The organism is Sphingomonas sp. (assembly GCF_017304615.1).
Lineage (GTDB): Bacteria > Pseudomonadota > Alphaproteobacteria > Sphingomonadales > Sphingomonadaceae > Sphingomonas.
In genome coordinates this window covers 567,799-583,212 of record NZ_JAFKLZ010000002.1, presented here as the reverse complement: position 1 = coordinate 583,212, position 15,414 = coordinate 567,799, and the positions used below count along the sequence as shown (strand labels likewise).

17 protein-coding genes are annotated in these 15,414 nt (G+C 67.3%); 13 read left to right on the top strand and 4 right to left on the bottom strand.

Going from position 1 to position 15,414, the window contains the following annotated elements; genetic code table 11:
* Positions 1-21: 21 nt before the first annotated feature.
* The 8 genes from J0J06_RS11035 to J0J06_RS11000 all read left to right on the top strand — a co-directional run bounded on the left by J0J06_RS11035 (position 22) and on the right by J0J06_RS11000 (position 6,214).
* The gene (locus J0J06_RS11035) at positions 22-297 is read left to right on the top strand and encodes a hypothetical protein (protein ID WP_294041887.1); all 276 of its coding nucleotides are present in this window, start codon (positions 22-24) and stop codon (positions 295-297) included.
* Positions 294-734, top strand: coding sequence for a periplasmic heavy metal sensor (locus tag J0J06_RS11030; protein WP_294041886.1), 441 nt, complete (start codon positions 294-296; stop codon positions 732-734). Before J0J06_RS11035 ends, J0J06_RS11030 begins: the two co-directional genes overlap by 4 nt.
* Positions 731-1,297 carry an RNA polymerase sigma factor gene (locus J0J06_RS11025; protein WP_294041884.1) on the top strand — a complete coding sequence of 189 codons (567 nt, stop codon included), beginning with the start codon at positions 731-733 and terminating at the stop codon, positions 1,295-1,297. The genes J0J06_RS11030 and J0J06_RS11025 overlap by 4 nt, the downstream gene beginning before the upstream one ends.
* Positions 1,298-1,496: 199 nt before the next feature.
* Entirely contained in the window at positions 1,497-3,467 is a 1,971-nt protein-coding gene (locus tag J0J06_RS11020) for a copper resistance system multicopper oxidase (RefSeq protein ID WP_294042489.1), read from the top strand.
* Positions 3,464-4,657 carry a copper resistance protein B gene (locus J0J06_RS11015; RefSeq protein WP_294041882.1) on the top strand — a complete coding sequence of 398 codons (1,194 nt, stop codon included), beginning with the start codon at positions 3,464-3,466 and terminating at the stop codon, positions 4,655-4,657. Before J0J06_RS11020 ends, J0J06_RS11015 begins: the two co-directional genes overlap by 4 nt.
* Positions 4,658-4,692: 35 nt before the next feature.
* On the top strand, positions 4,693-5,268 hold the full coding sequence (locus J0J06_RS11010; RefSeq protein WP_294041880.1) for a cytochrome c: 576 nt from the start codon (positions 4,693-4,695) through the stop codon (positions 5,266-5,268).
* Positions 5,269-5,307: 39 nt separating this feature from the next.
* A complete protein-coding gene (locus J0J06_RS11005; protein ID WP_294042488.1) occupies positions 5,308-5,757 on the top strand; it encodes a DUF305 domain-containing protein in 450 nt (149 codons plus the stop codon).
* Positions 5,758-5,836: 79 nt separating this feature from the next.
* Positions 5,837-6,214 (top strand): DUF305 domain-containing protein, encoded by a 378-nt coding sequence (locus J0J06_RS11000; protein WP_294041879.1) that lies wholly within the window; start codon positions 5,837-5,839, stop codon positions 6,212-6,214.
* Positions 6,215-6,351: 137 nt separating this feature from the next.
* Here J0J06_RS11000 and J0J06_RS10995 read toward each other — a convergent pair whose 3' ends face one another.
* Positions 6,352-7,041: a PilZ domain-containing protein gene (locus J0J06_RS10995; RefSeq protein ID WP_294041877.1), complete on the bottom strand. Its 690-nt coding sequence runs from the start codon at positions 7,039-7,041 to the stop codon at positions 6,352-6,354.
* Between the two features lie 140 nt (positions 7,042-7,181).
* The gene (locus tag J0J06_RS10990; protein WP_294041875.1) at positions 7,182-8,687 is read right to left on the bottom strand and encodes an HWE histidine kinase domain-containing protein; all 1,506 of its coding nucleotides are present in this window, start codon (positions 8,685-8,687) and stop codon (positions 7,182-7,184) included.
* Positions 8,688-8,785: 98 nt separating this feature from the next.
* On the opposite strand from J0J06_RS10990, the gene J0J06_RS10985 reads away from it, so the two are divergent.
* The 4 genes from J0J06_RS10985 (at position 8,786) to J0J06_RS10970 (ending at position 12,971) form a co-directional block, all read left to right on the top strand.
* Complete coding sequence (locus J0J06_RS10985; RefSeq protein WP_294041873.1) at positions 8,786-9,052, top strand: metal-sensing transcriptional repressor; 267 nt, start codon at positions 8,786-8,788, stop codon at positions 9,050-9,052.
* A gap of 10 nt (positions 9,053-9,062) precedes the next feature.
* Complete coding sequence (locus tag J0J06_RS10980; protein ID WP_294041871.1) at positions 9,063-10,415, top strand: cation diffusion facilitator family transporter; 1,353 nt, start codon at positions 9,063-9,065, stop codon at positions 10,413-10,415.
* Between the two features lie 79 nt (positions 10,416-10,494).
* A complete protein-coding gene (locus J0J06_RS10975; RefSeq protein ID WP_294041869.1) occupies positions 10,495-10,935 on the top strand; it encodes a helix-turn-helix domain-containing protein in 441 nt (146 codons plus the stop codon).
* Between the two features lie 134 nt (positions 10,936-11,069).
* The gene (locus J0J06_RS10970; RefSeq protein WP_294041867.1) at positions 11,070-12,971 is read left to right on the top strand and encodes a cytochrome c/FTR1 family iron permease; all 1,902 of its coding nucleotides are present in this window, start codon (positions 11,070-11,072) and stop codon (positions 12,969-12,971) included.
* A gap of 143 nt (positions 12,972-13,114) precedes the next feature.
* Here J0J06_RS10970 and J0J06_RS10965 read toward each other — a convergent pair whose 3' ends face one another.
* Positions 13,115-13,432, bottom strand: a complete 318-nt coding sequence (locus J0J06_RS10965) for a PepSY domain-containing protein (RefSeq protein WP_294041865.1) — start codon at positions 13,430-13,432, stop codon at positions 13,115-13,117.
* A gap of 107 nt (positions 13,433-13,539) precedes the next feature.
* The gene (locus J0J06_RS10960) at positions 13,540-14,613 is read right to left on the bottom strand and encodes an ABC transporter substrate-binding protein (protein WP_294041863.1); all 1,074 of its coding nucleotides are present in this window, start codon (positions 14,611-14,613) and stop codon (positions 13,540-13,542) included.
* A 115-nt stretch (positions 14,614-14,728) separates the two neighbouring features.
* Here J0J06_RS10960 and J0J06_RS10955 point away from each other — a divergent pair, with 115 nt between their 5' ends.
* Positions 14,729-15,382, top strand: a complete 654-nt coding sequence (locus J0J06_RS10955) for a response regulator transcription factor (protein ID WP_294042487.1) — start codon at positions 14,729-14,731, stop codon at positions 15,380-15,382.
* Positions 15,383-15,414 lie beyond the last annotated feature (32 nt).

Genomic DNA, 15,414 nt, shown 5'->3' with positions numbered 1-15,414 from the left:
TCGAAGGAACTGGAGCACACGATGATGCAGACCGACATCGACATGGCGTTGCGCCGGCTATCGGCGACCGACCACCCCGGGCTGGAAGGCATCGAGGATGCAGTGATGGCCGGGGTGCGCTCGCGACGCGAGACACGCACGGGGATCAGGATGGCGGCGTTCGCAGGCGTCGGCGCGGTAGCGCTGGGTGCGATGGCGGCCGGCCCCGGCGCGCCGCCCGCGTCCGCCGCCCCGCTCGCCCCCTTCGGCCTGTCCGCGCCACTCGCCCCCTCAACCCTGCTCGCAGCCGACCGGTGAGGACGGCCAAGCTCGCCGCGTTGGTCGCGGTCATAGCCTTCATCGCGGCCGTCGCCGGCGTGTGGGTCGGCCGCACGTTGATCGCCACGGACCACCGGCAGGGGTCGGAACTGCACGACGTCCTGCACCACCAGCTCAACCTGGACGATCGCCAGAAGGCGCAGATCGAGGCATTGGAACAGCGGTTCGCCCTGCGGCGCCGCGCGCTGGAGCTCGAGCTCAGGTCCGACAACGCCCGACTGGCCGACGCCATCGAGGCCGAGCACGGCATCGGCCCGCGCGTGACGGCCGCGGTCGACGCATCGCACGGAGCGATGGGCGAGCTGCAGAAGGAGACGCTCGCCCACATCTTCGCGATGCGCGGCATCCTGCGGCCGGACCAAGCGGCCGCGTTCGACCGCGCAGTGGTCAAGTCGCTCACCGCCGACGCTCAGTGAGGCCCGACTACGGCTCGCTCCCCGACGGGGAGCTCGCCACGCTCGCCGTGGCGGGAGGCGATGCCGCCTTTTCCGAGATCCTGCGCCGCCACCGCAGCCACGTCTACCGCCTGATCGTCGGGAACGTGGCCGACGCCGACGAGGCGCTCGACCTCACGCAGGAGACCTTCGTGTCCGCGCACCAGGCGCTGCGCCGCTACGACGCCGGACGGCCGATGCGCGCCTGGCTGGCAACAATCGCGATCAACAAGTGCCGCGACTGGGGGCGGCGGCGGGCGGTCAGGCGCTTCCTCACCTTCGCCCGCCCGATCGACGAGGCCGCCGAGGCGGTGCCCGCTGCCGGCCCGGGACACGACGTCGTCGCCGCCGACCGGCAGGAGCTGGAACGCCTGCGGCGGGAGATCGCCGAGCTTCCCGCTTCGCTGCGCGAGCCGCTGGTGCTGCACACGGTCGAGGGCATGAGCCAGGCCGAGACCGCCGCGGTGCTCTCCATCACCGAGAAGGCGGTCGAGACGCGCCTGCGGCGCGCCCGCATCAAGCTCGCCGAGCGGATCGGGCGCTAGCTCCGCGCGATGCTACCGCGATCACTCGGTCGCTCCGATCATCGCGGCGATATCCCCGCGCCCCAGGGCAGCATCCCGCCGACTTGACCCTGCCATTGTGTCAAGGCGCAGACCCAATCCGAGCAAGAGATTTCTTGAGGGGTCGCCCTGGGCGCCGCGTAGTCGATTGAAAGGAAGCTGTTCCATGCCAGGGGCCAAGATGAACGAGATGATCGACCGACGCGCGTTGCTACGGGGCGCAGGATACGGCGTGGGCAGCCTCGCGCTCGCCGCCTGGATGCCCGCCTGGGCGCAGAGCGTCTCGGCCGGAGTCCCGTCCGACCTGCCGACCGTATCGGGCGACGACATCACGCTCAGGATCGCGCGGCAGACGATGATGATCGATGGCCGGCCGTCGAACGCTGTCGGCATCAACGGCACCGTGCCCGCGCCGCTAATCCGGCTCCGCGAGGGGCAGAACGTGCGACTGAAGGTGATCAACGACCTGGACGAGGACAGCTCGATCCACTGGCATGGGCTTCTCGTGCCGACCCAGTTCGACGGTGTGCCGGGAGTCTCGTTCCCCGGCATCAAGCCGCGCTCGACGTTCACCTACGAGTTCCCGATCCGGCAGAATGGCACCTATTGGTATCATAGCCATTCCGGAGGGCAGGAGCAGCTCGGCCTCTACGGACCGATCGTCATCGATCCCGCTGCCGCCGATCCGGTCAAGTTCGACCGCGAGCACGTGATCGTGCTGTCGGACCACAGCCAGCTGTCGCCCGAGTCGATCTTCCGGCGGATGAAGGTCGATCCCGGCCACTTCAACCGCCAGCGCCAGACGCTCGCAGGACTGCTCGCGGGTCGTGACCAGCCGCTCAAGGATCGCATCGACTGGGGCAAGATGCGGATGGACCCGACCGACATCTCCGATGCGACCGGGGCCGCCTACACCTACCTCGTCAACGGTCACGGACCGTTCGACAACTGGACGGCCCTGTTCACCCCCGGCGATCGGGTGCGCCTGCGCTTCATCAACGCGTCGTCGATGACCACCTTCAACGTGCGCATCCCCGGACTGCGCCTGACCATCGTCCAGGCCGACGGGCAGAACGTGATGCCGGTCGAGGTCGACGAGTTCCAGATCGGAGTCGCCGAGACCTACGACGCGATCGTCACGCCGGCCGAGGACAAGGCGTTTACCCTGGTCGGTGAAGCCGTGGACCGCTCGGGCATGGCGCGCGCCACGCTCGCGCCTCGCGCCGGAATGGCGGCCGCGGTGCCGCCGCTGCGCCCGCGCCCGATCGCCACGATGAAGGACATGGGCATGGACATGTCGAACATGTCCGGCACCGGCGGCGACAAGCCGAGCGGCATGGCGGGCATGGACATGTCGAAGGGCGCCATGCCCGGCATGGACATGTCCGGCGGCCAAATGGACGGCGCAATGGCGATGGAGCCAGGCATGGCGATGCCGCAGGCGCGCGGCGTCGATCCGACCGCCGAGCAGAACCGCTCGGGCAAGCTCGGCGGCGCGCTTTCGACCATGCCAGCGATGCCCGGCATGTCGAAAGACGGGGCGATGACGGGCATGGCAGGCGGATCGGGCGGCATGGCCGAAATGGACATGGGCGCAATGAAGATGCGCGACTTCTCCTATGCGCCAGATGTCAGGAAGGGACCGGGCGTGCAGACCATCTCGCCAATGCCGAAGGATCGCACGGGCGAGCCTGGCCAAGGCCTGGAGGACGTCGGCCACCGCGTGCTCGTCTACAAAGATCTGATGGCGCTGGAGCGAAACCCCGACGTGCGGGCACCGTCGCGCAGCCTAGACATCCATCTCACCGGCAACATGGAGCGCTTCATGTGGGCGTTCGACGGCGTGAAGATGTCGGACACGATGGAGCCGTTTCCATTCACGCTAGGCGAGCGCGTCCGCATCAATCTCATCAACGACACGATGATGGGGCACCCGATCCACATCCATGGCCACTTCTTCGAACTGGTCACAGGCCACGGCGACCACGCTCCGCGCAAGCACACCGTGGTCGTCCAGCCGGGCGGCAAGGTGACCTGGGACTTTACCGCCGATGCGGTCGGCGACTGGGCGTTCCACTGCCATCTGCTCTACCACATGATGGCAGGGATGATGCGGACGATCAGCGTGCGGCCGAAGGGAGAGGCGGCATGAGCCGGCTTCTGGTGGCGCTGGCGACCGGCGCCGCGCTCGGTCTGGCGGCGCCCGCTCTCGCGCAGAGCATGGGCGGCATGAGCATGCCCGGCATGAAGATGCCGAAGCCCGCGACGAAGCCAGCGACCAAGAAGCCCGCCGCGCGCAAGCAGCAAGCCCGCAAGCCGGCTGCGAAGGCGCAGCCGAGAAGGCCGGCGAAGAAGCCGGCCGGCAAGCCCGCGCATCCCAAGGCCGACGCGATGCAAGGCATGGACATGGCGCCACCCGCCAAGGGGGAGAAGCCTTCCGGCGCGATGCCCGGGATGGACATGGGCGCCGGCAAGGCGGGCGGAACGAACGCGATGCCGGGCATGGACATGTCTGGCAACGGGTCGTCGCCTGGACCGATGCCCGGCATGAAGATGCCCGGCGCAATGGCTGGGATGGAGATGACCGGCACGGCCCTTCCTGCCGGCGACGCGCCACCGCCGTCACCGCCGGGCGACCACTATGCCGACCGCTTCTTCCCGGCGACCGACATATCGCGAGCGCGGGCCAACATGATGCGCGAATCGGGTGGACAGTCATTTGGCCAGATCATGTTCAACCTCGCCGAATACCAGGTCCGCAACGGTCGTGACGGATACCGCTGGGATGGCGAGGGCTGGTTCGGCGGCGACATCAACCGCCTGACCATCAAGACCGAGGGCGAGGGCAACTTCCGCGAGGGCGTCGACGGCGCGGAGGTGCAGGCGCTCTACAGCCGCGCGATCGGACCCTACTTCAACCTGCAGGCGGGCGTCCGACACGACTTCCAGCCCACTCCGAACCGCACCTACGCGACCATCGGATTCGAGGGCCTCGCACCCTACATGTTCGAGGTATCGGGCGCGGCCTTCATCTCGCCGCAAGGCGAGGTGCTGGGCAGGCTCGAGGGATATTACGACCAACGCCTCACGCAGCGCCTCGTCCTCCAACCGCGCGTCGAACTCAACCTGTCGGCGCAGGACATGCCGGCCCAGCGCCTCGGCGCGGGACTGACCGACGCCGAGTTGGGTCTGCGGCTGCGCTACGAGGTCACGCGCCAGTTCGCGCCCTATGTCGGCGTCTCCTATCAGGCGAAGACGGGCCGCACGGCCGACTATGCCCGCGCGGACGGGATGAAGCCGACGTCGACGAGCCTCGTCGCCGGCGTGCGGCTCTGGTTCTGAAGAACAGCGGCTGACAAGAGAAGGGGAGAACGAAAATGACGCGGATCAACTGGAGGCACCATCTGCCGAGCCTCAGGTTCCTCGGCGCGAGCGTCGTCATGCTGGTCATCGCGACGGCGGCGTTCCTCTATTTCGGCTTCTACAACATCGCCGCCGACGATCCCCATACGCGACCGGTCTATGCGCTGCTGGAAAGTTTGCGCGATCGGTCGATCGCCGTGCGCGCACGGGGCATCCAGCCCCCCGCCGACCTGACCTCTCCTCAGCGGGTGGCGGTCGGGGCGGGCCTCTACAACGAGATGTGCTCCGGCTGCCACCTCGGCCCGGGCGTCGAGGCCTCCGAGATGAGCAAGGGCCTCTACCCGCAGGCGCCCCTCCTGTCCGAAATCCAGGACCTGACCGCCGGCCAGCAGTTCTGGGTGATCAAGCACGGCGTCAAGCTGAGCGCCATGCCGGCCTGGGGGAAGACGCATCCGGACCCGCTGATCTGGGACATGGTCGCGTTCGTCCGCAAGCTGCCCGGCATGACGCCCGAGGAATACAAGCGGCTCGTCGCGACCGCGCCGGCCGACCACGACGAGATGATGAAGGATATGCCGAACATGAAGTGAGGCGCGGGGGCGGCCAACGGGAGAAGCAACATGGAAGACATGAAGGGCATGAAGAACGGCTACGTCAGCCTGGCGGTGCAGACCGCGGCCAGCGGCGTGATAATGTATCTGGTTATGTTCGTCATGATCGATGGGCTCGGCAGCTTCTACAACAACCTCAACATGGTCTACATGACGCTGATGATGGCAGCGCCTATGACCATGATGGTCATCGCGATGAAGAGCATGTTTCCGTCCAAGCGGGCGAGCGCAGCGATCGTCGCGGTTTCGGTGGTTGTGTTCTTCGGAGCGTTCGCACTCATTCGCACCCAGACCACGATCGGCGACACGGCCTTCCTGCGCTCGATGATCCCGCACCATTCCGGCGCCATCCTGATGTGCCAGCAGGCGAAGCTCCACGACCCCGAGGTCAAACGTCTGTGCGACGGGATCATCAAGTCGCAGCGAGGCGAGATCGATGAGATGAAGGCGATCCTCCGGCGCTTGTGACTCGGGCATCGAGAAACATGCGAGGGGTGAGCACCCTGGCTGCGTTGCCCAGTTGGGCGGGTGTAACAGGAGATCACATGTGAAGACTTTCAAGATCGCCAGCCTAGCCGTGGCCGCCCTACTCGCCACCCCGGCGCTCGCCCAGTCGAGCGGCATGCAGAGCATGGGCGGTATAGACACGTCCATGATGAAGCCGACGCCGGCGAATCCCTATCCGCCAGCCGAGATGGACATGCACAAGAAGATGATGTCGGCGATCGGCGCCGATGCCACCGAGACCTGGGTCCGCAAAATGGTCGAGCACCACCGGGGCGCCATCGCAATGTCCCGTATCGTGCTCAGGGACACAAAGGATGCCAAGATCCGGGCGATGGCGACCAAAGTGATCGCCGAGCAGACCCGCGAGGTCGGCGAGTTGGACGCCTGGCTTCGCTCGCACAGCAAGCGCCCGCAATAGCCCGGATCCATCGCGGCCGGGTGCGTCGGGATGACAGCGGAGCTCAACGAAACCGCTCGAAAGCTCAGTGCGGGCCTGTTCTGAATCGGATCCTTACCGGTTGTGGTCGATGTGACCGCTCACCGGCCTGCTAGACATCAGAAGATCGATTTCCGAAGCAACCGAGTCCGCAGCTCCTCCATCGTCACGGCCTCGACTGCTGCCGACCGGTCGGCGGCGGCGAGGATCGCGCCGACATGAGCGAGGATCTGGCAGGCGATGTCTAGATTCTGAAGGGCCTGCGCGTGGCGCTGGAGGACGATCGCGTCATCGGAGAGCTCGTCGCCGACGTGGTCCAGGATACGTCGAGCGTAGGCGATTTCCTCAGCGAGACGGGTTTCGAGTTCGGCGGCCGCTAGCGCGGTTTGGGTTTCCGGCGTGTCGTCGGACACGGGAGGGTCGCCGCGGCGAACGGCGGCCTGGATCGCATCGACGCGGGCTTGGCTCCGCTCCTGGCCGTGTTCAGGAAGTCGCCCGCCCGCGACCCAATCCTCGACCGAAGCGGCGCCTTCGAACTTCACCCCACAACGCCCAGCCCTGCGCCAGACGACGGTGGCGGCGATCTCCATCTGCAACCGTCGCAGGACGAACGAGTCGCCGACATTAGGGAGGACCGCAGCATCGAGCATGGCGCCGCCTTCCGACAGATTTCGGATTCGAGCGGGGGTCGAAAGACCCTGTCTTTCAATGCTGGCGGAAAGCAGCAGGTTCTTGCGGATCCCGCGGGCGCGCTCGCTCGGGGTCGAGGTGCAGTCTGGTGGCGGGTCGTCCTCGTCGGCGTTGGTCACTGCGATCTCGGTCGGTAATCGTCACTGGCGCTGATGGCGCGGCACATGTTAGCACGCGATTGGGAAGTGGTGAACGTGCAATGCCATACGGCGCGATTGCCCACCGGAGCATTCAGCCGGCCAGCTGGGCCCGCACCTGGTCAGTTCGTTGCTTGACCGCTGGTCGTGAAGCGACAGACAAGCCCTTCCGGCGCGTAGTCTATCTCCGCCCTGCCGCCGAGTTCCCGGGCGATCCCGCGCTGGATCAGGCTGGAGCCGAACCCCTTGCGGGTAGGCGGCAACACCGGTGGTCCGCCGCTCTCGCGCCATTCGAAGAAGAACGCGCCATCCTTGTGTTCGTCCTCGCGACCCCAGGTGATCCGCACGTGGCCACCGTCGACGGAAAGGGCACCGTATTTGAACGCGTTCGTGCAGAGTTCATGGACCGCCAGGGAAATCGAGACGGCGCTCGACGCCGGCACCTCGATGTCGGGTCCGGACACCGTGACCCGTCGGTCGTCGGAGCCGCATCCGGTCATCGCCATGTCCACGATCTCCCGCAGCGACGCCCCCGACCAATCCTGCGCGACGAGCAGGTCCTGCGCGCCCGACAGTGCCATCAACCGGCTCATGAACGCTTCATACCCCTGTTGCGGATCGGCCGCCCCCGCCAGGGACCGGTGCGCGACCGCCTGCACCACCGCCAGGATGTTCTTCACGCGGTGGTTCAGCTCGTTCATCAGAAGCTGCTGCCGGTCCTGCGTTCGCTTGCGCTCGAAGACCCGGCCGACCTGCTCGCCCAGCGTCCTCACGGTCAGGAGCAGGGCGGAGTCGGGGGAAATCGGCGATTCGGTGAAGAATTCCAGGACCGCGATCACGGTCCCCTCGTTCTTGAGAGGGAAACCAAACGCTCCGCGGAAGCCCGTGCCCTTGCGCGGCAAGTCGGATGCGTGGTCCATGTCCGATACCCACAAGGGCTCGCCATCTGCGAGTATCTTTCCCGGCAGCCCGACCCCGGAGAAGAACTGGGTTTCCGCGGTCGCCCGCTTGAGGTCAGACGCGGCCCCCTCTCTAGTCTCCACCCATATCGGGGTTGATACGAGAAGGCGGCTGTCGCCCGCCGAGACAACCAGAGCATGGCCTACAGGCCAGCCGGTGATCTCGCAGATCGCGGACAGGGCGCTTTCCAAGGCAACCTCGAACGAGTCGGACTCGGCGGCCATCTGCGTGATCTCGAAGGTGAGGCGTGCCTCCAACGCCTGATTGCGGAGCCGCTCCTCGGTTTCACGTCGCTCGGTGATGTCGCGCAGGAAGCCAACGAAGCATCGTCCATGGTCGCCGGCCGTGGTCGTGATCGAGAGCTCGATGGGGACTTCCCTCCCATCCTTGCATAGCGCGAAGATCTCAATCCGGCGGTTCAGCACGCGGGCCTCTCCACCTGCGACCAGGCGACGCAGCCCTTCGTCATGGGCTTCGCGATAACGTTCCGGGATCAGGCTTTCCGCCAAGGGTCTGCCCACGGTGTCTTCCGCGGTCCACCCGAACGTCGCCTCGGCGACGGCATTCCAGGCCAGGACAAGGCCAGCCTCGCTCATCACCACCACCGCGTCGAGAACGGTCTCCAGGATGGGTGTCAGGTCCGGAGAGAGGAGGCGTGGGATTTCCATGATTAGGCGCTGACTACGTCGAAAGTGAAGTGTTCGTCCATGACTGCTCGTCCTCACCGACCGGTTGACCCCCTCCCCCCTAGGGGGTAGGGGGCAGCATGTCACATGCTTCCGATCCCGAGGTCCGGCGCGGACTGACCCAAGCGCAAGGGCACCTCGCATCCATTCTAACCATGCTTACCGACGGCCGATCCTGCCTCGACCTCGCGCAGCAACTTCAGGCGGTCGAGAGCACCGTGCGCACCGTCAAGCGCGCGCTCATCCACGACCACATGGAGCACTGCATCGCCGACGCGGTCGCCGACGGCGGCATCAGCCCGGAACAGGCGCTGCGCGAGTTCAAATCGCTCACTAAGTATCTTTGAGGAACACCGCATGACGAGCATCCGCGAATGGCTGGGCTTCGGGGGCCAGGCGTCGATCGGCCATGCCGGGCACGGCCATGATCATGGCAGCGGTGGCGGGCATGGCCACACTCACGGCGTCATCGATCCGTCGCTCACCACCACCGACCGCGGCATCTGGTCGATCAAGTGGTCATTCTTCATCCTCGCCATCACCGCGGCGCTGCAGTTCGTCGTGGTGATCCTGTCGGGTTCGGTCGCGCTGCTGGCGGATATGATCCACAACGTCGGGGACGCGACCACGGCAATTCCGCTGTGGTTCGCGTTCGTCCTCGCCCGCCGCAAGCCGTCCAAGACGTTCACATACGGCCTCGGCCGGGTGGAGGATCTCGCCGGCATCCTCATCGTTTTGATCATCCTCTTCAGCGCGGTAGTCGCGGGCTATCAGGCGATCAGCCGCCTGATCCATCCGCAGGCCGTCACGCATCTCGGATGGCTGGCCGCCGCCGGCGTGATCGGCTTCGCCGGCAACGAGATCGTCGCGGTGTTCCGCATCCGCGTCGGGCGGCAGATGAACAGTGCGGCGCTGATCGCCGACGGATACCACGCCCGCACCGATGGGCTGACTTCCCTCGCGGTCGTGCTGGGCGCGGTCGGCGTCTGGTTCGGCTATCCGCTCGCCGATCCGATCATCGGGCTGCTCATCACCATCGCGATCCTGGGCATCGTCTGGCAGTCGGCACGCGCGGTCATCACCCGCACGCTCGATGGCGTGGAACCGGGCGTCACCGAGGAGATCCGCCATGCCGCCGAGCACGTGCCGGGCATCGTCAGGGTGCTTGACGCGCGCGCTCGCTGGATGGGGCACCGGCTCCATGCGGACGTCGCCATCGTGGTCGACGAGGCGGCGCCGATGGCGGAAGGCGTCGCGATCTCGCGCAGGCTGAAGGCCGAACTGCTCGGGCACATCCCAGCGCTCCGCAGCGCGAACGTCACGTTCGACCCCTCGGACCTGCCCGTGCCCACGGCGCAACCGGCTGGCGACTCGGGCCACCACCACGCGCCCGACCCGTTCCGGTTCAGTGGAGATCTGGCCCAGGGGGTTCTGGAAATCGTGGACACGCCGGACGGTGAGCGGATGCGGGCGACGTTCACCCGGGCGCAGGGCGACATGGTCGCAGAGGTCGTCATCGACCGCCTTGGTGGCGAATGCGAGACGCTCCATCTCGTCCCAACCGACCAGCGAAACGTGTTCGAGAGCACGGTCGCTCCGCAGGAGCCGCACGAGTTCAAGGCAGTGCTGGAACTGGCTGAGGGCGGCCGAGCGGAGGCGCTGCCCTTCGCGATGACCGAGCCCGCCGGCCACGACGGGCATCCGCATTGAATTGGGCGATCGGGCACGGGAACTCGTGCCGCGTGGCACGCCGTGACCCGCCCGACACTTCTCACGATCGGACGAAAGAATGGCCTCCGCATCACTGAGCATCGGCAAGCTCGCAGCAGCCACTGGCACCAGGGTCGAGACGATCCGCTACTACGAGTCGATCGGCCTGCTGGCCGCGCCCGGGCGGACGGCGGCGAACTACCGGACCTATTTGCCCGACCACCTCGCCCGGCTCGCCTTCATACGCCGCGCGCGTTCGCTCGGCTTCTCCCTCGACCTGGTAAAGGCGCTGGTCGGGCTGTCCGACCAGCGGGACGAGCCTTGCGAGGCCGTCGACCTGATCGCGCGCGAGCATCTCGCGGACATCGACCGCAAGCTCGCCGATCTGACCACGCTGCGCGCGGAGCTGGATAGGCTCATCGTGCAATGCGTCCACGGGACGATATCCGAGTGCCGCATCATCGGCTCGCTCGGCCCGGATCCTGACCCGTGCGGCGGAATGAGGGGCGTGGATCGCTAATGCAAATAACTCGCAAAACTGCTTGACCCTCTAGCGGCTAGAGCCTTTATCAGACGCGGATGCCGACATCCGACCATCCCCGACCCCGTTTCCCGACGATGCCTGGGCAGCACGCGTTGCGGCGCCTTGTGGCCATGCTGGCCGCCATGCTCTGCGTTCTCGGCTGTGGCGCCGCGATCGCGCAGGCTGCTGACGTGCCGACGGCCTGGCGCCTGCTCGACTACGTGGCGGTCGACTATGCAGGCGCGGTCGACCGGGGCCAGGTCAAGAGTCCGACCGAATATGCCGAGATGACCGAATTCGCCGCCTCCATCACTGAACGGTTGACCAGGCTGCCGGCCTCGCCGGCCAAGGCGGCGCTCGTTGCCGGTGCGGCGCGGCTCCGATCGCTCATCGCCGCGAAGGGGGCGCCCGATGAGGTCGCACGGCTCGCCCACGGTCTGGCGGCCGACCTGCTGAAGGCCTATCCGATCCCGCTCGCGCCAGGCCGCGCGCCCAACCTGGCGCGGGGCGCGGCCCTGTTCGCTCAGAACTGCACGAGCTGCCACGGCATGAACGGCGATGGACGCGGTCCCGACGCCGCCAAGCTCGCAACGCCCCCCATCGCGTTCGCCGACATCGCACGGGCGCGGCAGCGCAGCGCCTTCGCGCTCTATCAGGTGATCGACCAGGGCATCGACGGCACGGCCATGCAGAGCTTCGAGTCGCTGCCGTCGGACGACCGCTGGGCGCTGGCCTTCTACGCCGGACGCTTCGCCTTCACGGACGCCATGGCCGCCGAGGGCGAGCGGTTCTGGAAGAACGACGCTTCCCTCCGCCGACGTATCCCCGACCTCGCCACGCTTGCGGGACTGACGCCGCAGGCGCTCGCCGTCGAGATCGGGCAGGCCAAGGCCGACGCGGTGATGGCCTATCTCCGCCGGCATCCGGGCGCCGTAATGCAGTCCGCGGCCGGTTCACTCACCGTCGCCCGAACCAAGCTCGCGCAGAGCCTTGCGGCCTACCGAGCCGGCGACCGGCGGACGGCGCGCGAACTCGCGCTGTCCGCCTATCTCGACGGGTTCGAGCCGGTCGAGCCGACGCTCACCGCGCGAGACGCGACGCTGATGGGTCATATCGAGGGGGCGATGGAGGAGTTCCGCGCGGCGCTCCAGGACGGCCGGCCTGTCGACGAGATCGCGACGCGCGTGCAGGTCCTGGACGGGCTTTTCGACGATGCCGAAACCGCGCTGTCGCCCGATGCCGCGAGCAGCGCCTCCACGTTCATCGGCGCGTTCACGATCCTGCTGCGCGAGGGCCTCGAGGCGCTGCTGATCGTCGTCGCGATGATCGCGTTCCTGCGCAAGGCGGACCGCGCCGAGGTCCTGCCATACGTCCACGGCGGCTGGATCGGCGCCCTGCTGGCCGGCGCCCTCACCTGGGCCGCCGCGACCTACGCCATCGGGATCAGCGGCGCGAGCCGCGAGCTGACCGAGGGATTCGGATCGCTGTTCGCGGCCGTGGTCCTGCTCTCCGTCGGCATCTGGATGCACGGCAAGGCGCAGGCAGACCAGTGGCAGCGCTACATCCGCGAGCGGATGTCGCGCGCCCTGTCGCGGCAGTCCGCCTGGTTCCTGTTCGGGCTGGCGTTCGTCGTCGTCTACCGCGAGGTCTTCGAGACGATCCTGTTCTACGCTGCGCTCTGGACGCAGGGGAATGGCGGGATGCTGCTGGCCGGTGCCGGGTCGGCCGTCGCTCTGCTGGGCCTGATCGCGTGGGCGATGCTGAGCTACAGCCGCGATCTGCCGATCGCCAAGTTCTTCTCCTACAGCGCCTGGCTAATGGCCGCGCTGACCGTCGTGCTGGCGGGGAAGGGCGTGGCCGCGCTCCAGGAAGCGGGGATCATCGACATCGCACCGCTCGCCGGCGCACCGCGCGTCACCATGCTCGGCCTGTTCCCCACCTGGCAGTCGGTCTCCGCCCAGCTGGCCATGATCCTGGCGGTGGCGGCTGGATTTCTACTCAACCGGCGCCGCGCGTCGGGACCGTTCCGTTGAACGCCATGCAGCGAGGTTCGCGCTACCGCACGGCCTCCACTCGACTTCTCGTGGCATCTGCGCAGGTTCCGGCAGAGCCTCCATACATTTCAGCGTCCACGAAAATGCACGGCGCGGGCCTCCCCTGACCCGCGCCGCGACGATCAGTCGGGGTTCTTGCCTTCAGCGGCATTCTCCAGCACCGCCCCGGTCTTCGCGTCGACGCCGACCTCGTAGGTCCTGCCGGCCGACTTGACGTCGAACGAGTAGCGCAGTCCGCTTCCGCCCTTCTCCCTTTCGAGCTCCTGATCGGTGATGGTGCCGCCGCGTGCCTTGAGCGCGGTCGCCCGCGCCTGGGCCAACGTGACCTTCGCCTGGCCCATATACTGGCCGCCCTTCAGCTTGCCCGCCGGCATGGCAAGTGCGCCGGTGGCGAGGCCGGACGTCAGCAATGCAAGGGCGGCGATCTTCAACGTGTTCATGTGTCATCTCCTGAGCGGGGGTGCTCATTGAGAACCCTACGACAGCGCGGGTTGGGTAGAGGTGGCCGCGACGTTGAAAAGTCCCAACCCGCCCGGCGCCGCCCATTCTACTGCGGCGCGATCGCCTTGGCCCACAGCGCCAGGAAGTGCTGGCGGGTGAGCTGGTCGTTCGACACCAGCAAGGCGGGCCCGACGCGGATCGCGCGCAGCGGCGTGGTGTAGGTGCCAAGTGGTGGCGGAAGGTCGATGTCGCCGCGCGCAGGCGTGATGCGTCGCTCGGCCAACCGCCTCTGTCCCTGACGCGACAGCAGGAAGTCGAGGAACAGCTTCGCCGCGGCGGGGTGGCGCGCACGGCTTGGGATCATCGCGATCCGCGACATGACGAGCGTGTAATCCTGCGGCAGGACGACGCCTATGTTGGGGTTCTTGGACATCTCGTCGAGGGCATAGGATCCGACGATGTTGTAGCCGATCGCCACCCTTCCGGCCGACACATCGCGCAGGACCTCCTCCGCCGACGTGTATAGCCGGACGTTGTTGCGCGCCATCGCCCGCACCAGGCGCCAGATGTCGTTCGACGCCTGCTCGTCCTGGGACAGATAGAGATAGCCCACCGCGGAGCGCACGGGATCATACGTCGCGACCTCGCGGCGATCATTCGGACCCGTCGCCTCGAGCCACTTGCGCAGCGCGACATGGCTGCGCGGAACCTGGTCCTCGGCCACCAGCTTCTTGTTGTAGACGATGACGATCGGCTCAGCGGTGATCCCCCAGGCCTGGTCCTTCCACTTCGCCCAGTCGGGCAGGTTGGGCGCCTCGGGTGAGCGGTAGGTCATCGCATAGCCATCGTTGAGCAGCTTGACCTGCAGGTCCATGGCCGAGCTCCACAACAGATCGGCGGTGCCGTTCTTCTCCTTGGCCGCACGCAGGAAGGCGGACTGCATGTCGCTCCCGTGCAGGTCCGAATAGACGACCTCGATGCCAGGATGGAGCCTGCGGAAGTCGGCGAGCAGTTCCCTGACCCGGTCGCTGTCGGTCGTCGACCAGATTTCGAGGACGCCCTCGCGTTTGGCCGCAGTGGGGAGATCCTCGCGCGTCGCCAGCGTCACGATCCACCAGACGAGCGCACCGAGCACGGCCAAGCCGGTGATCGCGAACAGCAACAGGACCGGTCTCGGCATCCTCCCCGTCACCTTGCTGTTCCCTCCCCGGGCCATCGAGCTTCCGTTTAGCCAGGAAAGTCGCTTTATAGCCGACACGAGTCAACGACTGGGGGTGACGGTGGCGAGGATCCTACTGGTGGAGGACGACCCCTCGCTCGCACGTGGGCTCTCGGCGACGCTGCGCGCCTCGGGCTACGCCACGGATATCGCAAGCGACGGCGAGGCCGCCTGGCAGATGGCGTCGGACGAGCCCTATGCGCTCATCACGCTCGACCTGGGCCTGCCCGAGATGTCGGGGCTCGAGGTCCTCCGAAAGATCCGCGCTGCTGGCAACAAGGTGCCGGTGCTGATCCTCACCGCGCGCGACGCCCTGGAGGATCGATTGGCCGGGCTCGACTCGGGCGCCGACGACTACATGCTCAAGCCGTTCGAGCCGAGCGAGCTGGAGGCGCGGATCCGCGCCTTGTTGCGCCGGGCGAGCGGGGAGGCCGACCCGGTGCAGACGATCGGGCGGCTGACAATCGACACGGCGCGCGCCACGGTGGCGATCGACGGCCGCGCGATCGACCTGCGACGCCGCGAGTGGGCCGTGCTCGAACGGCTCGCGGCGCGCGTCGGCAAGGTCGTCGACAAGGATCGCCTGTCGGCGGAAGTGTTCGGCTACGACGAGGCGGTCGCGCCCAACGCGATCGAGGTCTACGTGGCCCGGCTCCGGCGCAAGCTCGAGCCCGACGGGCCACGAATCCGCACGATCCGCGGGCTGGGCTACGTGCTGGATGCCCAATGACGTCGGACGTGGCGCCAGGAAGCGGTCAAGCG